General features: G+C 36.9%; 27 protein-coding genes. 16 read left to right on the plus strand and 11 right to left on the minus strand.

Going from position 1 to position 24,024, the window contains the following annotated elements:
• The first annotated feature begins 139 nt into the window (after window positions 1-139).
• Together rocF and N7Z68_RS08975 are read left to right on the plus strand one after the other, a co-directional pair.
• Window positions 140-1,048 (plus strand): arginase, encoded by a 909-nt coding sequence (gene rocF / locus N7Z68_RS08970; protein ID WP_275118142.1) that lies wholly within the window; start codon window positions 140-142, stop codon window positions 1,046-1,048.
• 63 nt (window positions 1,049-1,111) lie between these two features.
• Window positions 1,112-2,485, plus strand: a complete 1,374-nt coding sequence (locus N7Z68_RS08975; RefSeq protein ID WP_275118333.1) for a YjiH family protein — start codon at window positions 1,112-1,114, stop codon at window positions 2,483-2,485.
• A 180-nt stretch (window positions 2,486-2,665) separates the two neighbouring features.
• Here N7Z68_RS08975 and cspD read toward each other — a convergent pair whose 3' ends face one another.
• Complete coding sequence (gene cspD, locus N7Z68_RS08980) at window positions 2,666-2,863, minus strand: cold-shock protein CspD (protein WP_275118143.1); 198 nt, start codon at window positions 2,861-2,863, stop codon at window positions 2,666-2,668.
• Between the two features lie 885 nt (window positions 2,864-3,748).
• Between cspD and N7Z68_RS08985 the strand changes: the two genes are divergently transcribed.
• From N7Z68_RS08985 to N7Z68_RS08995, 3 genes are all read left to right on the plus strand, one after another.
• The gene (locus N7Z68_RS08985) at window positions 3,749-4,537 is read left to right on the plus strand and encodes an enoyl-CoA hydratase/isomerase family protein (RefSeq protein WP_275118144.1); all 789 of its coding nucleotides are present in this window, start codon (window positions 3,749-3,751) and stop codon (window positions 4,535-4,537) included.
• Window positions 4,538-4,776: 239 nt separating this feature from the next.
• Entirely contained in the window at window positions 4,777-5,910 is a 1,134-nt protein-coding gene (locus N7Z68_RS08990) for a zinc-dependent alcohol dehydrogenase (RefSeq protein ID WP_275118334.1), read from the plus strand.
• 312 nt (window positions 5,911-6,222) lie between these two features.
• A complete protein-coding gene (locus tag N7Z68_RS08995; RefSeq protein WP_275118145.1) occupies window positions 6,223-6,657 on the plus strand; it encodes a PaaI family thioesterase in 435 nt (144 codons plus the stop codon).
• 56 nt (window positions 6,658-6,713) lie between these two features.
• On the opposite strand, the gene N7Z68_RS09000 is transcribed toward N7Z68_RS08995, so the two are convergent.
• Complete coding sequence (locus tag N7Z68_RS09000; protein WP_275118146.1) at window positions 6,714-7,052, minus strand: hypothetical protein; 339 nt, start codon at window positions 7,050-7,052, stop codon at window positions 6,714-6,716.
• Window positions 7,053-7,275: 223 nt separating this feature from the next.
• Complete coding sequence (locus N7Z68_RS09005) at window positions 7,276-7,479, minus strand: hypothetical protein (RefSeq protein WP_275118147.1); 204 nt, start codon at window positions 7,477-7,479, stop codon at window positions 7,276-7,278.
• 181 nt (window positions 7,480-7,660) lie between these two features.
• Between N7Z68_RS09005 and N7Z68_RS09010 the strand changes: the two genes are divergently transcribed.
• Complete coding sequence (locus N7Z68_RS09010; RefSeq protein WP_275118148.1) at window positions 7,661-8,926, plus strand: hemolysin family protein; 1,266 nt, start codon at window positions 7,661-7,663, stop codon at window positions 8,924-8,926.
• 123 nt (window positions 8,927-9,049) lie between these two features.
• Here N7Z68_RS09010 and N7Z68_RS09015 read toward each other — a convergent pair whose 3' ends face one another.
• From N7Z68_RS09015 to N7Z68_RS09025, 3 genes are read right to left on the minus strand one after another with little or no spacing between them, the layout of a single operon-like run.
• Window positions 9,050-9,478 (minus strand): ferritin-like domain-containing protein, encoded by a 429-nt coding sequence (locus tag N7Z68_RS09015; protein ID WP_275118149.1) that lies wholly within the window; start codon window positions 9,476-9,478, stop codon window positions 9,050-9,052.
• Window positions 9,479-9,493: 15 nt separating this feature from the next.
• Entirely contained in the window at window positions 9,494-9,970 is a 477-nt protein-coding gene (locus tag N7Z68_RS09020; RefSeq protein ID WP_275118150.1) for a hypothetical protein, read from the minus strand.
• A gap of 8 nt (window positions 9,971-9,978) precedes the next feature.
• On the minus strand, window positions 9,979-10,761 hold the full coding sequence (locus N7Z68_RS09025) for a hypothetical protein (RefSeq protein WP_275118151.1): 783 nt from the start codon (window positions 10,759-10,761) through the stop codon (window positions 9,979-9,981).
• 207 nt (window positions 10,762-10,968) lie between these two features.
• On the opposite strand from N7Z68_RS09025, the gene N7Z68_RS09030 reads away from it, so the two are divergent.
• Window positions 10,969-11,547 (plus strand): hypothetical protein, encoded by a 579-nt coding sequence (locus N7Z68_RS09030; protein WP_275118152.1) that lies wholly within the window; start codon window positions 10,969-10,971, stop codon window positions 11,545-11,547.
• A gap of 110 nt (window positions 11,548-11,657) precedes the next feature.
• On the opposite strand, the gene N7Z68_RS09035 is transcribed toward N7Z68_RS09030, so the two are convergent.
• Window positions 11,658-11,777: a DUF6254 family protein gene (locus N7Z68_RS09035; protein ID WP_275118153.1), complete on the minus strand. Its 120-nt coding sequence runs from the start codon at window positions 11,775-11,777 to the stop codon at window positions 11,658-11,660.
• Window positions 11,778-12,017: 240 nt separating this feature from the next.
• On the opposite strand from N7Z68_RS09035, the gene N7Z68_RS09040 reads away from it, so the two are divergent.
• On the plus strand, window positions 12,018-12,551 hold the full coding sequence (locus N7Z68_RS09040; RefSeq protein ID WP_275118154.1) for a DUF3189 family protein: 534 nt from the start codon (window positions 12,018-12,020) through the stop codon (window positions 12,549-12,551).
• A 142-nt stretch (window positions 12,552-12,693) separates the two neighbouring features.
• Here the strand turns inward: N7Z68_RS09040 and N7Z68_RS09045 are convergent, their stop codons facing one another.
• The 4 genes from N7Z68_RS09045 to N7Z68_RS09060 form a co-directional block, all read right to left on the minus strand.
• Entirely contained in the window at window positions 12,694-12,945 is a 252-nt protein-coding gene (locus tag N7Z68_RS09045) for a hypothetical protein (RefSeq protein ID WP_275118155.1), read from the minus strand.
• 304 nt (window positions 12,946-13,249) lie between these two features.
• Window positions 13,250-13,405 (minus strand): hypothetical protein, encoded by a 156-nt coding sequence (locus N7Z68_RS09050; RefSeq protein ID WP_275118156.1) that lies wholly within the window; start codon window positions 13,403-13,405, stop codon window positions 13,250-13,252.
• Window positions 13,406-13,483: 78 nt separating this feature from the next.
• The gene (locus N7Z68_RS09055) at window positions 13,484-13,669 is read right to left on the minus strand and encodes a DUF3918 domain-containing protein (protein ID WP_275118157.1); all 186 of its coding nucleotides are present in this window, start codon (window positions 13,667-13,669) and stop codon (window positions 13,484-13,486) included.
• Window positions 13,670-14,011: 342 nt separating this feature from the next.
• Window positions 14,012-14,959, minus strand: coding sequence for a 3'-5' exonuclease (locus N7Z68_RS09060; RefSeq protein ID WP_275118158.1), 948 nt, complete (start codon window positions 14,957-14,959; stop codon window positions 14,012-14,014).
• Window positions 14,960-15,200: 241 nt separating this feature from the next.
• On the opposite strand from N7Z68_RS09060, the gene N7Z68_RS09065 reads away from it, so the two are divergent.
• The 8 genes from N7Z68_RS09065 to N7Z68_RS09100 all read left to right on the plus strand — a co-directional run bounded on the left by N7Z68_RS09065 (window position 15,201) and on the right by N7Z68_RS09100 (window position 23,796).
• A complete protein-coding gene (locus N7Z68_RS09065; protein ID WP_275118159.1) occupies window positions 15,201-15,836 on the plus strand; it encodes a YhbD family protein in 636 nt (211 codons plus the stop codon).
• 3 nt (window positions 15,837-15,839) lie between these two features.
• Window positions 15,840-16,508: a cytoplasmic protein gene (locus N7Z68_RS09070; RefSeq protein WP_275118160.1), complete on the plus strand. Its 669-nt coding sequence runs from the start codon at window positions 15,840-15,842 to the stop codon at window positions 16,506-16,508.
• Window positions 16,509-16,561: 53 nt separating this feature from the next.
• A complete protein-coding gene (locus tag N7Z68_RS09075) occupies window positions 16,562-17,284 on the plus strand; it encodes a bactofilin family protein (protein ID WP_275118161.1) in 723 nt (240 codons plus the stop codon).
• Between the two features lie 473 nt (window positions 17,285-17,757).
• Window positions 17,758-20,004, plus strand: coding sequence for an AAA domain-containing protein (locus N7Z68_RS09080; RefSeq protein ID WP_275118162.1), 2,247 nt, complete (start codon window positions 17,758-17,760; stop codon window positions 20,002-20,004).
• 204 nt (window positions 20,005-20,208) lie between these two features.
• Window positions 20,209-21,519 (plus strand): cell wall-binding repeat-containing protein, encoded by a 1,311-nt coding sequence (locus N7Z68_RS09085; protein WP_275118163.1) that lies wholly within the window; start codon window positions 20,209-20,211, stop codon window positions 21,517-21,519.
• Between the two features lie 120 nt (window positions 21,520-21,639).
• A complete protein-coding gene (locus tag N7Z68_RS09090; protein WP_275118164.1) occupies window positions 21,640-22,296 on the plus strand; it encodes a potassium channel family protein in 657 nt (218 codons plus the stop codon).
• A gap of 228 nt (window positions 22,297-22,524) precedes the next feature.
• Window positions 22,525-22,821, plus strand: a complete 297-nt coding sequence (locus tag N7Z68_RS09095; protein ID WP_275118165.1) for a hypothetical protein — start codon at window positions 22,525-22,527, stop codon at window positions 22,819-22,821.
• A gap of 210 nt (window positions 22,822-23,031) precedes the next feature.
• Window positions 23,032-23,796 carry an exodeoxyribonuclease III gene (locus N7Z68_RS09100; RefSeq protein WP_275118166.1) on the plus strand — a complete coding sequence of 255 codons (765 nt, stop codon included), beginning with the start codon at window positions 23,032-23,034 and terminating at the stop codon, window positions 23,794-23,796.
• The last annotated feature ends 228 nt before the right edge of the window (window positions 23,797-24,024 follow it).

A 24,024-nucleotide genomic window follows, 5' to 3' on the forward strand; every position in this document is an offset into this window, starting at 1 on the left:
ATTGATGTATATTATGTATAAAGCAAAGTTTATTCTATATTCATAGTATTATGCATAATCTGACATTAGCAAGAGCTGGCACGATTTTTGCATTAATAAAATAAAAAGAGCCAAAAAGTTGGGAGAGGTGAACCTTTTTATGAACACAACATTTAAAAAAGTATCGATTATTGGAGTACCCATGGATTTAGGACAAAAGCGCCGTGGCGTTGATATGGGGCCAAGCGCATTACGATATGCTGGATTAATAGAAGAAGTTGAAGAGATTGGCTATGAAGTAAGAGATTACGGAGATTTACAGATTGACAGGTCACGAGTCAAAGAATCGGTTCCTGTGAACTTGACGAACTTACATGAAGTGATACGAGTGAGTGAAGAGCTTCAAAAGGAAGTAGAAAAAATCCAAGAAGAAGGAAGTTTTCCACTGCTATTAGGCGGTGACCATAGTATGAGTATCGGTTCAATTGCTGGTTTAAGTAAGCGTTATCAAAATCTTGGTGTTATCTGGTATGATGCTCATGCGGATTTGAATACTGCCGATACTTCTCCATCAGGAAACATACACGGTATGCCGCTTGCTGTTAATTTAGGGATCGGGCACCCTTCACTTACTAAGATCGGCGGGTATGGTCCTAAAGTTAAACCGGAGAACATTGTCATTATTGGAGCTAGATCGATTGATGAAGGCGAAAGAGCTTTAATCAAAGAAAAAGGAATCAAAGTATATACGATGCATGAGATTGACCGCCTTGGTATGACAAAAGTCATTGAAGAAACAATTGAATATTTATCTGAAAGAGCCGACGGTGTACATTTAAGTCTCGATCTCGATGGAATTGATCCGACAGATGCACCAGGTGTAGGGACACCTGTTATCGGGGGGGTTTCCTATCGTGAAAGTCATCTCGCACTTGAAATGTTAGCTGAATCAAATTTAATTACATCCGCAGAATTTGTGGAGGTAAATCCTATTTTAGATATAAAAAATAAAACGGGTGACGTCGCGGTTGCATTAATTACTTCCCTTCTGGGCAAAAGACTATTATAATATTAGTTCGACTTTATTTTTATACATCAGGAGGGGCTAGTTTTGACATCTAGTGACAATGGAATGCAGAAGAAGAAATCAAACGCAAAAACCTTGCCGTTAAAAGGTTATTTGCTTTTTATAATACCATCGTTGCTCGGTATATTTCTTTTTATGACACCTTTACCATTTGGAGAAGACGCAGCAATTACAATCCCAGTTGCATTTTTAGCGAAACAACTTGAAGGGTTGTTAATCAATGTACTTCCTGCATTAGTAACACTTATCTTATTTTTTGTTGCACTTCTCACGGGTTGGGTGACTTTATTTAAACCAAAAAGGCTGATGAAAAGTGAACTTTTGAGAGCTTTGTTTGATGTCCATCTAACATGGTTTGTCATTCGAGTGATCGGTTTTATTTTAGCAGCGATGACGTTGTTCGAGGTTGGCCCGCAATGGGTTTGGTCTGAAGACACGGGGGGATTATTGTTATTTGTATTAATTCCTTTGCTGTTTACAGTATTTTTATTTGCAGGTCTGTTTTTACCGCTGCTTTTAAATTTTGGATTGTTAGAGTTTTTTGGAATTTTATTAAATAGAATAATGAGACCCGTTTTTACCCTTCCAGGACGTTCTTCGATCGACTGCTTAACTTCATGGATGGGAGACGGGACAATCGGAGTATTGCTAACGAATACACAATACGAAGAAGGCTACTATACGAAGAGGGAAGCAGCAGTAATCGGAACGACATTTTCAGTCGTTTCCATTACGTTTAGTATCGTCATATTAGCTTATATGGAGTTAGAGCATTTATTTTTACAGTATTACTTCACCATTGCGGTCGCTGGCTTTATTGCTGCCATTATTATTCCGAGAATTCCGCCGTTATCGCGAAAACCAGATACGTATTACGTAGAAAATAACCAACGCATAGAAGATAGTGAATTAAAAGGTCAAAATCTATTTGCTCTTGCATTAAAGAAAGCAATCCAAAGAGCAACGTCTAGTACGAATCGCTTTTCCTCTCATGTTCAAGGTGGACTTAAGAACGTTCTTGATATGTGGTTTGGTGTTTTACCAGTTGTTATGGCATTCGGAACAATTGCAGTAATTATTGCTGAATATACAACACTATTTTCCATTCTCGGTGCTCCATTCGTGCCGCTTCTAAATTTAATGCAGGTACCTGAAGCCGCTCAAGCAGCACAAACGATGGTCATAGGTTTTGCGGATATGTTTTTACCGGCTGTTATCGGAAGTGGAATTGAAAGTGATTTTACACGTTTTGTTATTGCCTGTGTTTCGGTTACGCAGTTGATATTCATGTCTGAAGTTGGGGGATTATTACTGGCCTCAAAATTACCTGTTAATTTTAGCGATTTAGTTATTATTTTTATTGAGAGAACGCTAATTACGCTCCCTATTATCGTATTAATAGCACATCTTATTTTTTAAAACTCATGTATACCAAAAGGCTGAATTCATCGTCGCATGGATTTAGCCTTTTGTTATTGAAGCTGCAACAGCCTGAGTAGGTCCATACTTGGAACCACAAAGGTTAGAGCACTTCTAAAGGTTCTGTGTTCATATGCTTGGGGGAAATAGGAAAGGACCCCAAAAGGAGTCCTGCTTTACTTATTTTTGAACGTTAGCAGCTTGTGGTCCACGAGCGCCTTCTTCAATATCAAACGTAACAGTTTGACCTTCTTCTAATGACTTAAACCCATCACCTTGGATCGCTGAGAAGTGTACGAATACATCGTCGCCACCTTCAACTTCGATAAATCCAAAACCTTTTTCTGCATTAAACCATTTTACTTTTCCTTCCGCCATGTGTATATGCCTCCATAGTGGTTATATACCACGATAGTATTACTATTTTTGTCCAATAACACGTTTGAAACTGTGTACTTATTATGTAAGCATTGTTCTTTATGTTGAATGGAGCAAAAATAATTGTACTTATAATAGCAGTTTCGAATAGTGTAATGCAAGTTTCTTTAAAAGGAAATTTATAACAATTTGTTTTGGTAATTTTTATAATTATTGAATTATTCTTCTAATAATTACATTATCATTTTCCTTGTACTCGAGATACAATGAGTTTAACTTTCGAAGTGTGGCTTAATGTATTAAATATAAATTTCACCAACTCAGGTAATGACGAGAGACATCGCCGCACATGTTAATAACATTTATGGGGATACCTTTAAACTTCGATTATCAAAGCCAATGGGACACAGCTCTTTGACAACCGAAAAAACTGCACAAACTAATAAATAAAATAACAACAGACTCGACACTTCCAGAAGAAGCGAAAGGTTAAGAGGACTGAGAGGCCCTTATACAAGGCGAAATTGTGTTTTGAGTAGCTAAGCGGACTGAGAAGCCCTTATTCGCTATAAAATAGCTGTTTTGAAGTAAAATTAGATTAAATAAGGGCCTTGGAGTCCTCTAAAGTTCAAAAATGTTGATTTTAGCATAAATAACGGCCTGTGAGTCCGTTAAAAATGTTCTCCACACATAAAATAGCTGTCCCCTATTCAAAAACGCTTAGACAATGCTCTGGGCTTAAGCCGATTAGGGCTATTCTCAGTAAGCAAAGGGTCTCAAATAAAAAAATAGATATGATTGAAAATAAATTTGTAAAATTCTTATTTTTGTATACAAAGTTTGTTAGAATTAAATGGTAAGTAACTTTTACAGGGAGGAACAAAAATGGAAAACCAACGTGTCGTATTAACTGTAAAAAATCATGTCGGAGTCGTAACTTTAAACCGACCGGAAGCCGGAAATGCCTTAGATCTTCAAATGGCTAAAGAATTAATGGAAGCAGCAATTCATTGTTCAGAAAATGATGAAATTCGTACAGTTGTTATTACTGGAGCAGGAAATAAGTTCTCTGTTGGGGGAGATTTAAAAAGCTTTGCTAAAGAAGGAGAAGATATTGGTGCGCATTTAAAAACGGTTACTGCTTATTTGCACCAAGCGATTTCTTATTTTGCTAGAATGAACAAGCCGTTCATTGGAGCTGTCAATGGGATTGCAGCAGGTGCAGGTATGAGTTTAGCGTGTGCGTGTGACCTCGTTTACGCATCTGACAACTCCAAGTTTATCATGGCTTATAATAAAATTGGCTTAACACCTGATGGTTCTGGAAGTTACTTTCTACCTCGTATCGTCGGAATGAAGCGAGCGCTAGAATTAATGTATACGAACCGTATGTTAAATGCTCAAGAAGCGAACGAGTGGGGAATTGTAAACGATGTCGTTTCTGAAGCTGAGTTAATGAATGTTGTTATGCAGCTAGCAGAAAACCTAGCGCAAGGACCTGTCCATGCTTTCGGAGCAACTAAGAAATTATTTGCTCATTCGTTGCAAGAAACATTAGAGTCTCAAATGGCAATTGAAGCCACTTCATTATCTGAGCGAGCAATCAGTCAGGAAGGTCAAGAAGGTATTCATGCATTCTTGGAAAAACGCGAGGCTGACTACTTGAAGAAGTAAAACTTTTCGGACACAGTACTATAAGAAATTAGGACAAGACCTCATTTTATTAAAATGGGGTTTTTTATTGTTATAGGAAAGTAATAACCCACTTTTTATCCCAAAAGTTACTAATCTTTAACCAAATTTCAAAAAGTAGAAATGGGTACACTTTACGTATATGCACATAAAGTTTAACAGTAATGACAGTAAGTAAACGAAAGATTATAGACGGGTTAAAAAATTGGGATGGTGAAATGATGAAAGCTGTAACTTATCAAGGACCTAACAATGTTGTTGTCAAAGATGTTCCTGATGCAACGATAGAAAAGAAAGATGATATTATTGTGAAGATTACATCCACCGCGATTTGTGGTTCAGATCTTCATTTATATCAAGGCAATATGCCGTTACCGGATGGGTATATTATTGGGCATGAGCCAATGGGTATCGTTGAAGAAGTCGGTCCTGAAGTGACAAAAGTGAAAAAAGGGGATCGAGTTGTTGTGCCTTTTAACGTTGCATGCGGGCACTGTATTTACTGTGAACATGATTTGACGAGTCAATGTGATAACTCCAATCCACATTACGACTCGGGCGGGTACTTCGGGTACACTGAAAAGTTTGGAGATCATCCTGGAGGACAAGCTGAATATTTAAAAGTGCCGTTTGGGAATTTTACGCCATATGTCATTCCAGAGTCCTGTGAATTAGAGGACGAGTCGTTGTTATTTTTATCAGATGTTTTACCGACTGCTTATTGGAGCGTCGATTATAGTGGTGTAAAAAAGGGTGATACGGTCATTGTTCTCGGGTGCGGGCCTGTTGGATTAATGACACAGAAATATGCGTGGATGAAAGGGGCAAAGCGGGTAATTGCCATCGATTATTTGGATTATCGATTAAATCACGCTAAAAAAATGAACAATGTCGAAGTATTTGATTTCACCAAGTTCCCGGATATGGGAGAACATCTAAAAGAAATTACAAAAGGCGGGGCAGATGTTGTAATTGATTGTGTTGGTATGGACGGTAAAAAGTCGCCGCTTGAATTCATTGAACAAAAGCTAAAGCTTCAAGGAGGAACTTTAGGACCTATTCAAATTGCAACTAAGGCGGTAAGAAAAAATGGAACGGTACATCTTACAGGTGTATACGGGTCAAATTATAACCTGTTCCCGTTAGGAGCTTTTTTTGCAAGAAATATCACGTTAAAGATGGGACAAGCCCCAGTAATACCATATATGCCGATGCTATATGATCAAATTGTCAACGGTGAATATGATCCAAAAGAAATAATTACCCATAAGGTTTCACTAGATGATGCCAGCCAAGCCTATAAAATATTTAACGACCATCAAGATGACTGTATTAAAGTCGTTTTAAAACCCTAACTTTATAATAAAGAGACTGACTGAAAGCATATTCCTGAACTGAATTAGTGTTATCAAATTCAGGTTCAGTGACTATCTAAGCAGTCTCTTTTTATTTTATTATTAAGATATCAGCCAGAAAACACCCACCTTCAAGGGAGAGGGTGTCACGTATTCTTAAGCTTCCTCCAAAGTGTATTTACCAGCAACTCAATCAAGTTAGTTACTTATTTAATAGAGTTGTATCTTAAAGTGAGAAGGAATTTCCCTTTTCAATCTAGAATGTAAAACATAGAAGAAGTGAGTTGAATTGATCTATAGGGGGAAGAAAAGTTGGACAAAGAAGCGATACTAAAACAGGCGGAAAGAGCGGTTGAAAAAACTGAACTGGCGTATGAGAAAGTGTTCCTTTTTCAATTTTTTAATTTTGAATTTTCATATGACGATGAGAAAAGGGAATGTGCAATTGAGTGTCCAGTAAGTGAAGCGATGTTTAATCCATTAGGTACTGTTCATGGTGGGATTTTTACGTATTTGGCGGATACAGCCATTGGTCATTTGCATTCACATTTTAAGGAAGACCCATATGTTTCACTTGAATTAAAAACGACTCACATGAAGGCTGTTACAAGCGGGAAATTAATTGCTAAGGCCCATTTTTCTAAGAATGGTTACAATGTTACGTTTGCTGAATGTGACATTTTTAATGAAGATGGGGAACTCGTCAGTACCACATCAGGAACTTTTTACAGAGTAAAAAAACGTTAAAAAGCCAACAACCATGTTGGCTTTTTAACGTTTTTATTGGATTGCATGTAAGACCCTTAGTTAATGTTACTGCGAAAAAACTTTACAATGCCGTAACTAATGAATCCAGATATGTTATAAATTAAAATGTATATGAGAGCAGATGAATTTAAATAAATAATAAGTATCAATACAAACGTTAACGTCGTAACGAGCAGCGATACTAGTAAAGAACTTTTTCCAAAAGCGCAAGCAACTCCTTGAAGGGCATACAAGATTGGGAAAATTAAAATTAATGAAAGGATAAATAAACCTTTAAAATTCGCATGAACAGCTGAAAAAGATAAAACGGATAATACGATCATTATAACCGATGGTAAAAAGGTGGTTATAATAGCTCCCGGTTTAAACTTCATAACATTTTCTCCTCTAGTATATTCTTTATGCTTATACATCGAGTATAGTTTGAGTTGTTACATATTGGCAATCATTATTTTTATGACAAAATTCATCGATGTAAGATGAGGTTATCTGGAAGGGGATAGCTAAACAGCTGTCTATTACAGCAAGATTATCACTCATTTTAATACAACATGTAAAAAAGCTAGGGTAACTCCCCAGCTTAAGGATAGCAATCAATTATTCTTCACCAAAGTAATCACAAAACTCTTCCGTTTGTTGTTTGTTTTTTTCATTGAAGTACGGATTATCTTCGGTAGGATCTTTTGGGTCAAGATTTGTTTTCATAACAAATGTTGGGCTGTCTGTGGGCTCGGCAATCATTCGGTCCGAAAGCTTATCAAAGTCCGGCATGTTTTGACTGCCTTGTTTATCTTTATCCATTTTTGTAACACCTCCTTCGTTTTAGGTTGCTATCTCTTAAATAAAAATATGTAAGTGGAAACAAGACTGAACAAATGTTCATATTTATGAAAATCATTTAATCTTTATGTAAAAAACATTGCTAATTATTGCATGATTAATATATATTAGTAGTAATACATTTCAGGAGAGTGATGGAATTTTGGACAGTATACCCTATGACTCGATAATCTTATTAGGGGCATTGTTATTGTTATCTGGATATTTTTCTGCGTCGGAAACTGCGATTACAAGCGTAAACAAAGTGAGGTTACGAAATCAAGCTGAGCAAAATAATGTAAAAGCGATACGCTCATTAAAAATGGCAGAAAATTTCGACCAAAGCTTATCAACCATCTTAATTGGGAACAACATTGTTAACATAGCGATGGCGACGATTGCGACTAAGATTGCAACTGACATGTTTGGCAGTAACGGCAGCACACTACTTGTTACGACGGTTGTTATAACCGTATTAGTTTTAGTGTTTGGTGAAATCTTACCCAAATCGTTAGCAAAGCAGTATGCAGAAAAATATTTACTTGCAATCTCTGCCACTTTGAGGGCAGTCATGAAAATCTTCTATCCAATTACATGGCTTTTTGTGCAACTCAAATTAGGGGTTAATAAACTAATGGGAGATAAAGGAGAAGAGCCAAGTGTTACAGAAGAGGATGTAAAGGCCTTAGTCGAAATTGGAGAAGAGGAAGGGACATTTCACACTCAAGAACGGGAACTTCTTCATAATGCAATTGAATTTGATGATATTGTCGTTAAGGACATTCTTACACCTAGACCGGATGTTATTTCGGTGTCGATGGATACACCAATTGATGAAATAAAAGATGTGTTTATTAATGAAAAATATTCACGTGTCCCTGTCTATGATGGTTCGATTGATAATATTATCGGAATTATCTCTCACCGTGACTTTTTTACAAAATACGTGCAGGAACCGTCGTTTTTATTAAGTGACATCATTCGAAAACCGCACTTTGTTATAGGTTCGGTTAAAATCTCTCATCTCCTAAAGGAATTACAAAAAAGCAAAGTTCATTTAGCTGTAGTTCTTGATGAATATGGGGGTACAGCAGGTATCATTTCAATTGAAGATATTTTAGAAGAAATTGTTGGCGAGATCTGGGATGAACATGATGAAAACGAACAATTAATTGAAGTACTCGAAGATGGAAAACTGCGACTAGACGGACGAATTTCAGTAGAGGAATTCTGTGAATCTATTAAGGTTACGCTACCAGATACAAGTTCAAATACTTTGGGTGGTTGGATTTCAGATACGCTCGGTTATCTTCCAAAAAAGGGAGAGACGATGGTATACGAAAATTTTCGAATTTCCATAGAGGAAGTTCGGAATCGACGAATTCAAAAAGCAACAGTAGAAATCAATTCTGAAGTTCAAACCGCATAACTTTACTCGTAATAACGTGTAGAGGAAGCAGAGGGCAACGCATTAAGATCCTCTGCTTCTTTTTTCTTTGTGTGTAAGTAAGCAAGTACACCTTTTACCGATTCGCTACGATTAAAACTCGACTTAGTGTTGTAAATCTCTTAAAAATTCCACATGTTTACGGTCTTCATCGAAGATCTGTTCTATGAGCTGATAGCTTTCAGGGTCTAGATCTCCTCTAACGATTTTTTCTGACATGCCGATACCGTAATCACTTTCTCCCTTAATTGCGGAATCGATAATGTCTTCGGTCGATTCTGGTAATGTAAATTGGCTCATGAACCCTTGAATAGAACCGATTACCCCCTCATTATCCACGGGTGTTCCACCTAAGTTTTGAATGCGCTCGGCTACTTGCATTGCATGCTCCTTATGGTTTTGCTGGATCATTTGAAACTGCTTTTTGACTTGGTCGTCCTCTAATCTTTCAATTAAATGTTCATAGGCGTGAATACCCATGTATTGTCCTTGTAAAAACTCATTAAGCGTATCAATCACGTGTTCTTGGTTCATTGTTTTCTCCTTTACCTATAAGTTGTTGTTTAACTTTGGTACTTGAGAGACACCTAAAGCGAGATTAGTCCAAAGAATATCTTCTACCAAATGACTTTGAGCGGATTCACATTCAACAATTAAAACCACCTCTGTTACGGGTGATTTGATTTCTTTACGATTTTTAGAATGTCTTTTAGTGAAAAAATAATCAATGATAAACCCTAAAAAGGCACCAACTGCAAAGCCGATTAACCCCCAAATAATCGGACCCCAATATAAGACAAAGCCAAAACTCGCACCTAATACCGAAAAAGCGGTTCCTAGAGCTGCAGATACGTCAAATAAACTTACCCCATCAGAACGATGGATACTATCAAATAATTTTCGGTCTTCTCGTCGTTTATCAAAGGGCACAGCTAAAATTCTGTCCTTTGAGATCCCATTTTGTTCTAGGTTCGCTATCGCGATTTCTAAAGATGCAGATTGTTCAAATGAGGATATGACCAGCATACAAATTTTCACCCTTTTCTATCCATCCAATGTAACTGCAGTGTTTGGTATTCTTTTTTCAAGTATTCCGATTGCTCCATCTTATACAATTTGTTGTATTCTACAGCCAATGAATAGGATTCATAAATGGCAAAACCATAAAGAGATGGCATAAACAATGCCCATTGCGGGTTGAGAATTGCAGTAGCGAGTGCAAACTCTCCCAATAACGAAAAATGAAAAGCAGGGAGAATGTTAGAAAAGTATGTACATAACATCCAACAAAACAAAAGAAAGAAACCAGTCGGCATCCTCTTCAAGTAAAGGTGGCCCATGCCAGGCATGAGCATCGACCAAACCATCGCTAACCACGGCTGTCGTCTATCTAAAAAGTTTAATCCCATAGGACCAAGGTTAAAGGGAGTAATAGGAGCCTTGTCTTTATTAGCTAATACGTAAAGTTTGTTAATATCAATCGTCTTTCGGTAACTATCCCAAATGGAAGCAATGTACACAGGTATATACAGTAAAACCCACCTCGTATCAATGACCTCTTTAGCTAAGTCAAACTGACCAGTAAATGAGTAAACCATACTTTCATTAATATGAGAATTAACGTTTACAACAAATTCCCAGATAAAAAGAACAAACCCTTTAATATACGCACCGTGCATTAAATGCCCCATGCCAGGAAAAGCCGCAGACCACCAAACAGGGACCCATGGATTTTTAGGGTGTATTACATTCGTATTGAAAGAACTTACATATGCTCGATAATACCGTGCATTTTGTGTAGCCGATCGATTATCCATATTTGTTTCCTTCTGTAAATTTTTTTATAGATTTTGTAATTTTTTTCAATTTATGCATCTGAGTTAACAAGAAATTTTCCTTAAGAAGAAGATCTGTTCCATTTAACATAACTTAATCAAGCTGTGAATAGAATTTTCTAAACTAGCTTTACGGGTTGATTAAAGGGGAGGTGTCGGGCATTTAAAAAGATAGAAGCATTAGACTTTATGTTTGAAACAGAAGATGCGATCCGTGAGAAATATAAAATTGAGAAACAACACATCATTGAGGCGTTAAACGGAATTCGTGCTACGATCAGATGGTTAGAGACTTCGATTTATCAAAGCATTATTGATGATGTTACATTTTACATTTCAGATGCTCCGATTAACTATCCAGGACAATTAGAAATCGATGATGAAGGAGACTTCAAACCAGTCATTTATATGAACATTATGGCAATTGCTGAAGATTATAAAAATAAAGAGTATCTATTAGACATGAAAACATCGTCCGTTTCTTGTTATGAGTACGCGGCTTTTATTTGTTTACATGAAGTTGGACATCTCTGTCACGGATTGCTTGGAGGAAAAGGGCGAGATAAAAGGGATCGTTTATTTGATTATTTTAATCGGGGCGAGTATTTTTACGAGCGTTTTATAGAAGAGATGAAGTACGGTCATACACATGAAGAAAAGAAAAGGTATCGAAATATTCCTCATGAAAAAGCAGCAGATCAATTTGCTTTTCATAATTTAAAAATAATGTTAGCCAAGCTTAACAAGTCGAAGGAGAAAAACGAATGACAATTGGAACAGACGGGAGACCGCCTGTTTTTTCTTTGTAAGAAAATATCGACGGTCTAAAATCAAGCTTTAGTTGTTGAATTAAATGTCGGTCATTAGTTAAGAACTGTTTATTCTTTAGGTGGTGTTTCGGCTGCGATTTCTTTTAATGATCTTATTTTTCCATGGGGATTTTGTGCTTCTTTTCGCTTTCTAAACTGGCGGTCTTCTTGACTTTTCGATTGTGACATCTGTTTTCCCACCCTATAATTTATTTTGAAAATGACTTATCAAACTTAGTTTATCGATTTAATTTACCGTGTATGCAATTTGTTAAGTAGTGCATTTTGGAAATGAGAGACCCGATTACATCTGTTATTTCCTAAGTATAATTTCTTTTAAACTTAGGCACTTTACAAGGTATATGACAATCCTATCGTATTCAAGATGAGATAATATCTGATCAATTTACATGAAGGAGGAGCGTTGCTTTGCTTTATGTTTATAATTGCTTTGCAGGAACACACTCTTCGGCATTAGCGGCTGCTTACCATCTCGATAAACTGCCGAAAGATCGAGAACCAACAAGAGAGGAAATATTAGGAATTGATATTTTCAATAGATTGACACCAGGAGATTTCGGAAGGTTTATTTATCATGGGAAAGATGAAAATGGACATAAGGTGTATACAGTAGGCAGAGGAAAATCAACTGCTGTGATACCAGCTCTTCATTCCTTCATTTCTCTGTTGCAAGACGATGGGAAAGAAATTGATCAAATCGTTTTCTCTAATTGTTCACCAACCGTTCCAGTTGCTATGACCTTTGGTGGTTTATTCTCAAGACGGTTTGGTATTGATTTTATTGGAGTACCTTTGCTTATTAGAGGGGCGAAACAAGCACATCGAACGGTCATTCAATTGGTCGAACATACAAAGGCCATTGCTTCAACAACAGAGAAGCATATTGAGATATTAGAAAATGAAAAGTTCAAAGTGAGTACAATTAAACCGGATGTAAAATAAAGAAGACTTCCTAGTGTTAGCTCTCCATGCTGATTTTCACATTGTTTATTGTGGACTAATCAACTTGAGTGTTAACGGTTTCTAGGAAGTCAGTTTTTACTGCTCGAAAATACAAAAAGTAAGGCACATCTAAAATGAAATTTTACCTTACAATCGCTCGGCTGTGCTGTTTTGCGACGGAAATCTCGTAATATGTTTGGTCATCTTCATAAATTCGGTCGATCATAATTAAAACATCTTCAAATGCTTTTGAATAGTTTTCTGTATCATTACGAGTCATATACTGGATCATATTTTCAATTTCTCCATTGATCTTCTTATCTAAATCTTCTTCTGATAATCGTTTGCTACGATCACATTCATCAAAGCCTTCAGGGTATTTTGGTATGTTCATTTAATTTCCTCCTTAACCGAAATGTAACTTCTTCTAACGGGTTTCTTACTAAAAATTCATTATGTATTTGTTTTATCATAATTCTTTTTAGGTAAAATGATCAAGCTTTTCAGTGGAATTTTTAACGGAATTTGGTGAAAAACTCTTGGAGTGTAAGAGTACCATACAATACTTACAATGAAAGTTAAGTATTCCTTTGTTCGTTGGAGCATGTTCCTGATTAGAAGTTTTAATGAAAACAAGAATTATCAACACTAAAAACGAGGGTGAGTCGTGAGTCCCCTCGTTTATGATTATTATCTCATTATAATCTTGGATCTTCATCGTATCTTAAAGAGACAACCCGTGTATAGTCTCCTCGCTCAATTTCCTCTTTAGTTGCTTTTTGGCTTAATTCTTCATCATCATCAATTCCAGTAGCAATTTGAGGCTCATTTTCAAGGTGTTGTTCTTTTTTCATTTCATTCACCTCAGATCATTAGTTTTACATTAAAAATGAACAGCCTATCTTAGATAAGCTGTTCAAGCCGTTCAAACGTTAGTCACGAACTTGTCGGATCGCACGACCTACAGTATCCATCATGTTGTTCATGTTCATATTGTTGTTATTATTATTATTTCGGCCGCGCATCATTCCATAAGCTGCAGCACCTACACCTAAGCCTACTAAAGACAGCATTAAACCATTACGATTGTTATTACGTCTTTTTCCGAACATGTTCATGATTGAAATCCCCCTCCGTAATTTGTTTGATGATGTTTCAAACATTAGTTATGTTCAGCTTTTATGTTTAGATCTATGCTAGGGGAAGCTTTCATACATAGCTAGGATTTGCCTTAAATAGGATTTGAAAAATGGGGGAAGATAGAAATAAACCGTTAAACGGAGCTATTTTAGTGAAATGGAGTACGGATCAACCCGTTTTTATGGATGCATCGCGATAGTGGAGTATAGCTGGAGTGTTCCATCCCATTAATGGTAATATATTAAGTGTGAATGGATTGGAAGAATTGTGCAGATAAGGATATGGTATAGATAGCGTACTTATGTATGAAGCTAGATGGCTTAGCATCCTCGCTTCAGTGAAAGCTCATTCATTGGTTGAATAATACTTTCTGGTAAAATCATAATTCTCGAAGCATGACTCATATGTTCTTCAAACGATAATTGAAGTTCATGATGAAAATCGACTAACAATCGAATATTATCCATTACATCTTTTTCGAACAGACCAGATCGATTAATTAGGATGTTTTCATACTTTTGAGAAAGTCGTCGTGCTCGTTTTGTTAATTTAGAAGCGTCTTTCATTTTATAAATTTCTTTTAACTCCATTAAAAAGGAATGAACATCTTTTTCTAATTGCTTACTAATTTCTTGATTTAATTTTTTTCGGCTTCGCGGAAGATATTCAGCCTCTTGGAAAATAAATTGTTTTAACATGATTAAATCACTTGCTTTTGGATCGTTTACAAACCTTAAATAGATTTGAAGCGTGTTAAAGGCGTCATGCATTGGATTATGTTGTTGGCCACTGAAAGTTAGTCCATAAAAATCTAGACCACGTTCGACTGAAACATTTTCTTTGGTTACCCGTTTCGTAAAAATAGCTTGGAAATCTACATAACGTTGGACAATTTTTTTAACCGTTCTCGAAGAAATATCATGCCTATCCGCATCTAGTTTTAACCTCGAAATATCACTTGGAGACCAAGAGAAGAACCGTGTCCGTTTAATTCCGCCAACCCACGTCAGAAACTCTTCAAAAACTGTCGGAAAATCCTTTGCATCAACTAGATCTTGATCGTAAATCCCTGTTAACTTTTTACAAAAAGAAGAGAGTGGTCTAAAGTTTTGTGGACGAATATACTCATCGAAATAAACGATATTCTCAGAAGCTAAGTCATATTTAACAGCACCTAAACGAATTGCCTCCATGTCTTCAAAAGGCATACCACGATTAGAACAAAGCATTTCAAAATCAAAGAACACATATTGTTGTACATCTGCCATATCATTACCTCCTTCCCAAAGAGTAATTATAAGCCTAAATGCCACAAAAATCAAAGGTCCAGTTCCTTCCTAAAGACAAACAATTCATAACTTTTCCGCTAGTAAAACAGTTCTATTGAAGTGTATGAGAGGAGTCGTTCAATATTCATTCTATAAAAATAAGTAGTAGACTGAAAGGGATTTACAGCGTAACAGTGTTATGTTACATTATTGTTAAGTTAAAGGTTTAGAGGTGATCATAATGGAGGAAGAACTGATTTCAAAAAAAGATTTATTAAAACTAACGGGCATTTCCTACGGTCAATTATACCGATGGAAGCGCAAGAAATTAGTTCCAGAAGATTGGTTTATCCGAAAATCAACATTTACTGGACAGGAAACCTTCTTTCCAAAAGAACGTATTCTTGAACGAATTGATAAGATTATTAATATGAAAGCAGGCCTATCCTTAGATGAGCTGGCCCAAATGTTTACTGATGGGCCGTCAGATATAACATTAACGAGAGAGCAGTTAATAGAACGTAACATTGTTTCGATAACTGCTATTGACTTATATGAAGAACAGACAGGAAGAACTGAAATTTTTTTATACGAAGCTATTCTTTCTGTCTATATTTTAGATGAAGCATTACGAAGCGGAGAAATAAGCTTAATGGAAGGAAGGCAAATTCTGCAAACTTTGAATGACTATTTTCTAAGGACACAACACCAACAGATGACCCTTTTTGTTATTCGAAAAATGGGTGTTACCTTTGTTTTATTGTTGACAGCACAAGACGATGAAGTGTTCTTAGAAAAATCGGCAAAGATTGCTATACAAATTAAGGTCGAAAAAATTCAGGAGAAATTAAAAGACAAGTTATTAATTGGGGGGTAGAGGATGGAACAAGCTAGTAAACCAAATATAAAGATTTATGGTGAAGGCAGCTCTTATGGTGGAGAATTTTACAAAGTAATCATTATGGGGCAAGGGAATATTACGAGTGACTTTAAGTGTGATCGCATGAGAGTGTTCGGCGATAGCCAAATTACTGGTGAAGCTAAAATAGAAAAATATCATTTATTCGGATCAACCTCAATTCGTGGAAGCCTAAATGGCAAACGGATTAAAATTTTCGGAAACCTCGATGTTACCGAAGATCTTACAGGAGAAAGTGCTGATATAAGAGGGTGGCTAAACGTTAAGGGAAATGTGGAACTTGAAAAAATGACCGTAAAAGGCGGAGTGACGGTAGATGGATTATTAAATGTCGGCCGACTTTCAATTAACTTGCAGCACGAAACGAGTCGAGTAAATGAAATTGGCGGTGGAACTATTAGAGTAGACAGTAAATTGATTAACGTTTTCAAAGGAAGCCACCGTCTTGAAGCTAAGGTCATTGAAGGGGATCACATTTATTTAGAGCATACGACAGCCAAGGTTGTTCGAGGTAAAAATGTCATCATTGGACCGCATTGTACGATCGACGTTGTAGAATACAGTACAACATTTAAAAAACAAGAAAGGCCTGATTGTACAGTAAAAGAAATTAAGAAGTATCAATTGTAATATGTCTTATTGAAATAAACCAGCACATTAAAAAATCAAGGAGTGATCACAAAATGAATGAAACATACACGGGAGACTTGACGATATCAGGCAACGGCAGTACGGCAGGAGGGCATTTTCAACAAGTTAAAATCAATGGAAATGGAAAGATCAATGGAGACATACAATGTAGTGACTTCCAATCGAACGGCTCTAGTAACGTGACAGGAAATTTGATTGGCGAGACTATTTTAGTCAAAGGCAGCACTAAGATTTACGGTGATGTACAAGGGAATCGAATTGAAGTGTCCGGCACATCGTCAATTGAAGGCAAGGTTGATTTTCAAATGATTGAAGTGAAGGGCGCTGCTACTATAGGAAAAGGTATGACTGGGGAACAATTCTTCCTTCAAGGAACCGTAAAAGTTGGAGGAGATTGTCAAGCAGAAAAAGTCCAATTAGATGGCGGATTTTCAATTGAAGGCTTATTAAATGCTGATCAAATAACGATAGGCTTACACGGACGTTCTCGAGTAAAAGAAATCGGTTGTGAAACGATTGTTGTTAAAAAAGCGAGTAGCTTTTTTGGGTTAGATAAACTGATCAAATCCCTGAGTCGTGAGTTAAATGCAGAATTAATTGAAGGCGATGATATAGATCTTGAATATACGACCGCAAAAATTGTCCGCGGTCAGAACATTCGGATCGGACCAGGATGTCATATTGATTTAGTGGAGTATAAAGGAGATTTCCAACAAGATCTCGACGCGCATGTCAATGAAAGTAAAAAAATCTAACCATTATAAGAAAACGCGTCTACCGCTTCATAAGGAACGCGTTTTTTAATTAATTTTTTTCTGCCGGAATAACACAGATCTGTTTCATTTAAAAATAATACATATATTGGTCGTCCCCTAACCCTAAGTATCAGCCCGGGCCAGTTCGTGATGTGTGAGTTAGGAGACGTTAATTATTATATGGAAATAACACAAAACATATGCAAAAACTATACAAAATAAGAATAGTGACAGTTTTCAAATAAATGGGACAAAGCATAAATTCAACTGCTTTTTTCGTAGTGTCGTTGCTGAATCAGGATGTCTAGTGAAAGCTCATTAATTATGTTACGATTATATTTTTGAAGCCAAGAGACTGCGTTTTCAACCATTTTCTAGATTAACTTTTAATTTGAAAAGAGCAATCAATCTAAAAAAGTCTCTTCTCACTGCACTTAATAAATTCATGGACAACCACATAAAGGAAGAGATCAATGACGAGTACGGTAACTTATTTAAAAGAATGGCAGAAAGCACTTCAGATCGAAATTCAACACTTAAAAAAGTATGGAAGCAATAAGTATCGAGTTGTAAAAGGCCATCTATTATCAAGTGATGATTTTTGTACCTATTATTTTGAAACGACATCCCCTTTACGCGTTCCGGTCGGTTCAAACGTCCGTTTAGAATGGGGAAACGTGAAACAAGACGGCAGAATTCTCTCATCCGAAGGGAAAAGCATCTTACTATCCGTTGAGCAAACGATCGGAGACCTTATACCAGAAGCCGCTATATTATATGATCCGTGGGAACTGCTCGATGAGTTGATCGAACGTCTAGAAGAGATCAAGAAGAACAAAAAGAAAAGAGCGCGAGTAAAAAGGTTGATGGATCCGACAATGGAAGCGAAACAGCCGGCCGAACCAACGAAGACGGCTGCCCATGAGTTGTATTTACGAACGAAAGCAAATCCGGTAACCTTCGTCTGGGGACCTCCTGGAACCGGTAAAACCTACACATTAGCGCGAGTTGCTGCTAATATGTATTTTAACGCAAGAAACGTATTGATTTTGTCACACAGTAATCAGGCTGTTGATGTCCTTTCGAGTGAGATCGCAACTTTTATTCAAAAGAAAAATAGATTTGAGGAAGGAGAAATCCTTCGGTATGGTTCACAAGTCGGGGACTTACTTCAAGCTTATGAATCATTAACGACCACTCAACTCATCGAAAAGCGTGAGCCTCAATTAGCGGAGGAACGAGAAACTCTTTTAACGGAACGGCGAGGATTAAAACAAGATTTAGCCAGGTCTTTTAGTAAAAGAGATACAGACCAATTACTTGAAATTGAAACGAAGATTGCGAGAGTGTTGGAGAAAATTCGTCAAAAAGAAATTCAATATGTAAAACAAGCATCTATTGTTTGTACGACATTAGCGAAAGCCGCTACAGATGCCACAATTTATGAAAAAGAATATGATGTTGTTATCGTCGATGAAGCAAGTATGGCTCATATCCCACAAACTGCTTTTGCCACTTCTCTAGGAAAGCGAGTTGTCGTATGTGGAGATTTTAAACAGTTACCACCCATTGCTGCAGCTAGGCATAAATTGGTTGATCAGTGGTTAAAGGAAGATATTTTTCACCGTGCTGGCATTGTTGATGTTGTAAATGAAGGTACACTTCATCCACATTTGTATCTTTTAAAAGAACAACGCCGAATGCATCCGGAGATTTCAGCTTTTACAAACCAATATATTTATCAGGGCCATGTAGGTGATCATCCATCCGTTGTTAAACAACGCGAAAAGATCGTGAGCCAACAACCGTTTCCGAAGCAAGCTTCTATATTAGTTGACACAAGTTACACTGGCGAGTACGGGCTGCAAGAGAAGAACTCAAAATCTCGGTTTAATCTGTGGCAGTTACTCCTCTCGTTCCAACTCATTCATGAAGCATTTATTGATGAGGCGAAATCGATTGGTTATGTTACTCCTTATCGGGCTCAAGCACAAATGATGGAACTCTTACTTAAGGATATTTATGAGAAAGAGCAGGCTGTCGCTGATATTATTTCTGCCACCGTGCATCGTTTCCAAGGAAGTGAGCGGGATGTTATGATTTTTGATTCGGTTGATACGTTTCCTGAAGAACGAGCAGGGATGCTTTTGATTGGAAAGGATAGTGAACGCCTCATAAATGTTGCGATCACCCGCACAAAAGGGAAATTCATTCATGTAAGTAATACTGCTTTTATAAAACAACGCGTATTCCGAGGAAAAACATTGAGACAACTGGTCGAATACCAGACAGATCACCAGCAGCTAATTACACCACAAGAAATCGGGACGTGGATTAAAAATCAACACCCACGTCTTCAATGGGTTCATGCCTTGAAGTTAGAACATGTTTTTCGTGATATTCAAAGGGCAAGTGAATCGATTGTCCTATCGTTACCAAACGATACGGTTTTACCAAACGTATGGAGCGAGCAATTCAAAACGATCCCAAGCCACGTAAAAATAACAATTCTTTCAAGCAATGAACAAAAAATCAATCAACCTTTTGAGTGGGTAGGAGAAGAAATTCCTTTTCCGTTTGTAATAATTGACAAGCGCTTGTTATGGTTAGGACTCCCTCTTGAAGCGATGAAACGAAACCAACCGCCGTATGTCGCCACTAGACTCGATTCGAAAGCAGTTGTGGAACAATTTTTAGATCAATTGCCTATTACCGAATAATGTAGTTATAAAGTAGAAAAACTATTCATAAATGAGGTGCATTAAGCACCTCTTTTTCATTTTTTTATAAAGTAAAATGCTGAATGGGACAAGTCCCCTTACTGTTTTTTCTAATAATTGCGAATAATACTTTCTGCAAACTTTCTTCAAATTTCTTTAGTACATTATAAAAGAACCGACTTATAGTACATAGGAGGACAATCTATGAAAAAGATTAAAAGAACACTATCTGTTGTTACGATTGCGGCACTCATCACTGTTTTAGGAGCTTGCGCTAATCATGACGATCACGATCAAGCCAGTCCAACGCCTGATGAAACAGAAGTTCAAGAAGACGTAGAAATGGACGAGGAACAGGATCACGGTCATGAACATGATGAGACAGAACACGGTGGTGGCCCTCACAGTGACACGCTTACTGCGCCAACCCATTTTAATGACAAAGCATCCGAAAACTTGGTACATTTTAATACAAAAAATATCACACGGCTACCTTCGGATGATCCACTCGAATTATCAATTATGACGTCACAAATGATTTGGCCTGCAACGCATGAGGAAAATCAGCCAGGTACAGTCATTTTAGCCCCGCTTGAAAGCTGGCAATTATCACTTGCTAGTTTAAACCTTGTTCACCATCCAAATGATGGTCCGTTATTTTATACAGAAAATGGCGTTATTTCAGACAGAGTGATTACTGAAATCAACCGCTTGCAACCGAAAGGAAATGTTGCTGGTACTCAAGTAATGGTCATGGGAACGGTTAATGACGGAGAGTTAGACAAGCTAGTTGATTATAAAGTGGATCAAACAACGGAAACTGAAGCAGCAGCATTTGCAAATGAGATTGATCAAATTTATGCTGAACTGACCCACGGCACGCCAAATGGGGTAATTATCAGCTCGATGGATGAGGAAGCAATGCTCCATTCTATACCTGCTGGAAGCTGGATTTCTCATATGTCAGAACCGGTACTTTATGTTACGCATTCAGAGCTTCCTCAAGAAACGATTGAAGCGTTAGAGCGACGAAATGGTAACGCAGAAATTTATGTACTTGGTTCCGAAGAAGTTATTTCACAAGAGGTTATCACCCAGTTAGAGGAATATGGAACTGTTACTACAATCTCAGGTGAAACACCGGTCGAACTTTCAATTGAATTTGCAAAATTTAAAGATCGCACAACAAACTTTGGCTGGGGTGTTAATCAGCCTGGGCACGGCCTTATGATAGCATCCACTGCATCGCCTGAACTTGCTATTCTTGCAGCACCTTTTGCTCACCTAGGTAAACATGCACCTATGGTATGGTTAGAAAAAGGTGAGATAACGGATGAATGGTATGATTTCTTAACATTATTAAAACCAATGTTTGATTTAGAGCCGACAGAAGGTCCTTATAATCATGCCTATTTATTAGGGACAACAGATGTAGTTTCTTACCAAACACAAGGGATTATTGACGAAAAGCTCGAAATCATCTCAGCGCACGGTGACCATCACGCACATCACTAATTCATAAAAAGGAAGTTTGTCGCAATGCGGCTACTTCCTTTTGCTTTTTACATTGACAAAAATAACATCTAGGAGTAAATTTACAATATTATACGTTTTGTGTGTTTAAAGGAGAGGAACATGAGGAAACAATTTGCAGTTATTGGTTTAGGGCGTTTTGGGGGATCTGTATGTAAAGAGCTTTACAAGATGGGGCACGATGTACTAGCCATTGACTCAAACGAGGACAAAGTCAATGAGTTTACGAATTTTTCAACCCATACAGTGATCGCGAATGCAACAGAAGAAAGTACCCTTCAAAGTTTAGGGATCCGTAATTTTGACTATGTCATTGTGGCTATCGGTGAAAACATTCAATCTAGTATTCTATGTACATTATTATTGAAAGAAATGGGCGTTAAAAACGTTTGGGTGAAAGCGCAAAACGATTATCACCATAAGGTTTTGGAGAAAATAGGTGCAGATCGAATTGTCCACCCTGAAAAAGATATGGGTATCCGAATAGCGCAACATCTTGTATCAGAAAAAATTATCGATTATATTGAATTATCCGATGAATATAGTATTGTCGAGCTTTTAGCGACAGAAAAAGTAGCAAACCGTTCTCTTATTCAGCTAGATATCCGTGCCAAATACGGGTGTACCATTTTAGCCTTCAAACGAAAAGAACAAGTTATCGTTTCTCCATTACCAGATGACCTCATTCATTTAAATGACATCCTTATCGTCATTGGACATAAAAATGACTTAAAACGGTTTGAAGAAGAAGGTTTATAAAAAAAGAAAAAAGTGATGCCAGGTACCTGGCATCACTTTTTTCAGTTACACAGGAAAAACTGAGCCAGAAGAAGAATTTACGCACCAAATATATCCAGATAAAGGGAGAAGTCAGCTATAAGAAAAATACTCACGCCCAACTATCTAGTTACAGGAAGAAGTAAGCTGTTATACAAATGGGGTAAGTGCTGCATACTAACAGCAACATCAAAATAGGGAGTGAAGTCCATGTTTAACAACAATACGAATTTGAACTTTCCTTTTTTTCGTGTAGCTGATGCTGAAACGCAAGTAAAGAATGCTCATGACATGTATGATATTTACGTCAATCGTCATTTTGTCGGACAAAAAGTATTATTAACACAAAATGAAAGTGTTGATGATGTGTTGGATTTTTTAAGTCAGCAAGGTGTACATAATGTTTCTGCTCATTTAGAAGGTGATCATTATGTAATTCAATCTAAGACGCCAAAAGACATCGAACATATTACAAACGTTTTAACGACATACTTAAATAATAATTAAACTCGATATTTAAAGATGAAGCATAGTTTCCGCGATTAAGTTGGAAATTATGCTTTTTTTGTTCTTAGCTGCACACATAGCAAGGAGGCTTCTAGCCGTGCAAAATCTTCAATTTCCTGTATAATAGGAACTCTATCAGTTAATAAAGAAGCTTGTTTGTTTACAAGCTAATATATAGATAAAGAAAAACAACTAGGAGACGGAGAAGCTATGAAACTTATTTCTTGGAATGTAAATGGAATTAGAGCATGTGTTACCAAAGGTTTTTTAGACTATTTTAAAGATATGAACGCTGACATTTTTTGTCTTCAAGAAACAAAATGTCAAGAAGGGCAAATTACCCTCGAATTAGAGGGGTATGAGCAATATTGGAATTATGCCGAAAAGAAAGGGTATTCTGGAACAGCTGTGTTTACGAAGAAGACACCACTATCTGTAACTTATGGAGTAGGTCAAAATGATGATGAACAGGAAGGCCGCATCATTACATTAGAGTTTGATACGTTCTATTTAGTTAATGTTTATACACCAAATTCAAAGCGAGACTTGTCGCGACTTTCTTACCGACTTCAATGGGAAGATGAACTTCGCCTATACTTGAACGAACTCAATGCAAAGAAGCCTGTTATCTATTGTGGAGATTTAAATGTAGCCCATCAAGAAATTGATCTAAAAAACCCAAAACCAAACGATGGAAATTCAGGTTTCACGAAGGAAGAGCGAGAAAAAATGACAACACTACTTACAAATGGATTTGTCGATACATTTAGGCACTGTTATCCAGATCAAACCGACACTTACACATGGTGGTCTTATATGAGCAAAGTGCGTGAGCGAAACATCGGCTGGAGAATTGATTATTTTATTATTTCTGAAGCATTGAAAGAAAAGATCATCGATGCTCAAGTTCATAGTCACATTTTAGGCAGTGACCACTGTCCAGTTGTGCTAGAGTTGAACATAGATCAAAACTAGAAAAAACAGAAGTGTAAACCGGGAGAAATCATGTTATTTAATTTAACGTGCTTTCTCCTATTTTAGTCCTATTTTTGTTCTATAATGAAGGTGTTTGTACTTTTTTGTTGAATTGAAAGATGGAGTAAATAACATTAGCATATTATCAACCATTTTAAATTCACATTATCATCTATCTTACAACTTGGAGTAGTACAATTATTTTTACGGGCAGTTATCTCCACAATG

It is taken from the genome of Alkalihalobacterium chitinilyticum, from assembly GCF_029028005.1.
Taxonomy (GTDB): domain Bacteria; phylum Bacillota; class Bacilli; order Bacillales; family Bacillaceae_F; genus Alkalihalobacterium; species Alkalihalobacterium chitinilyticum.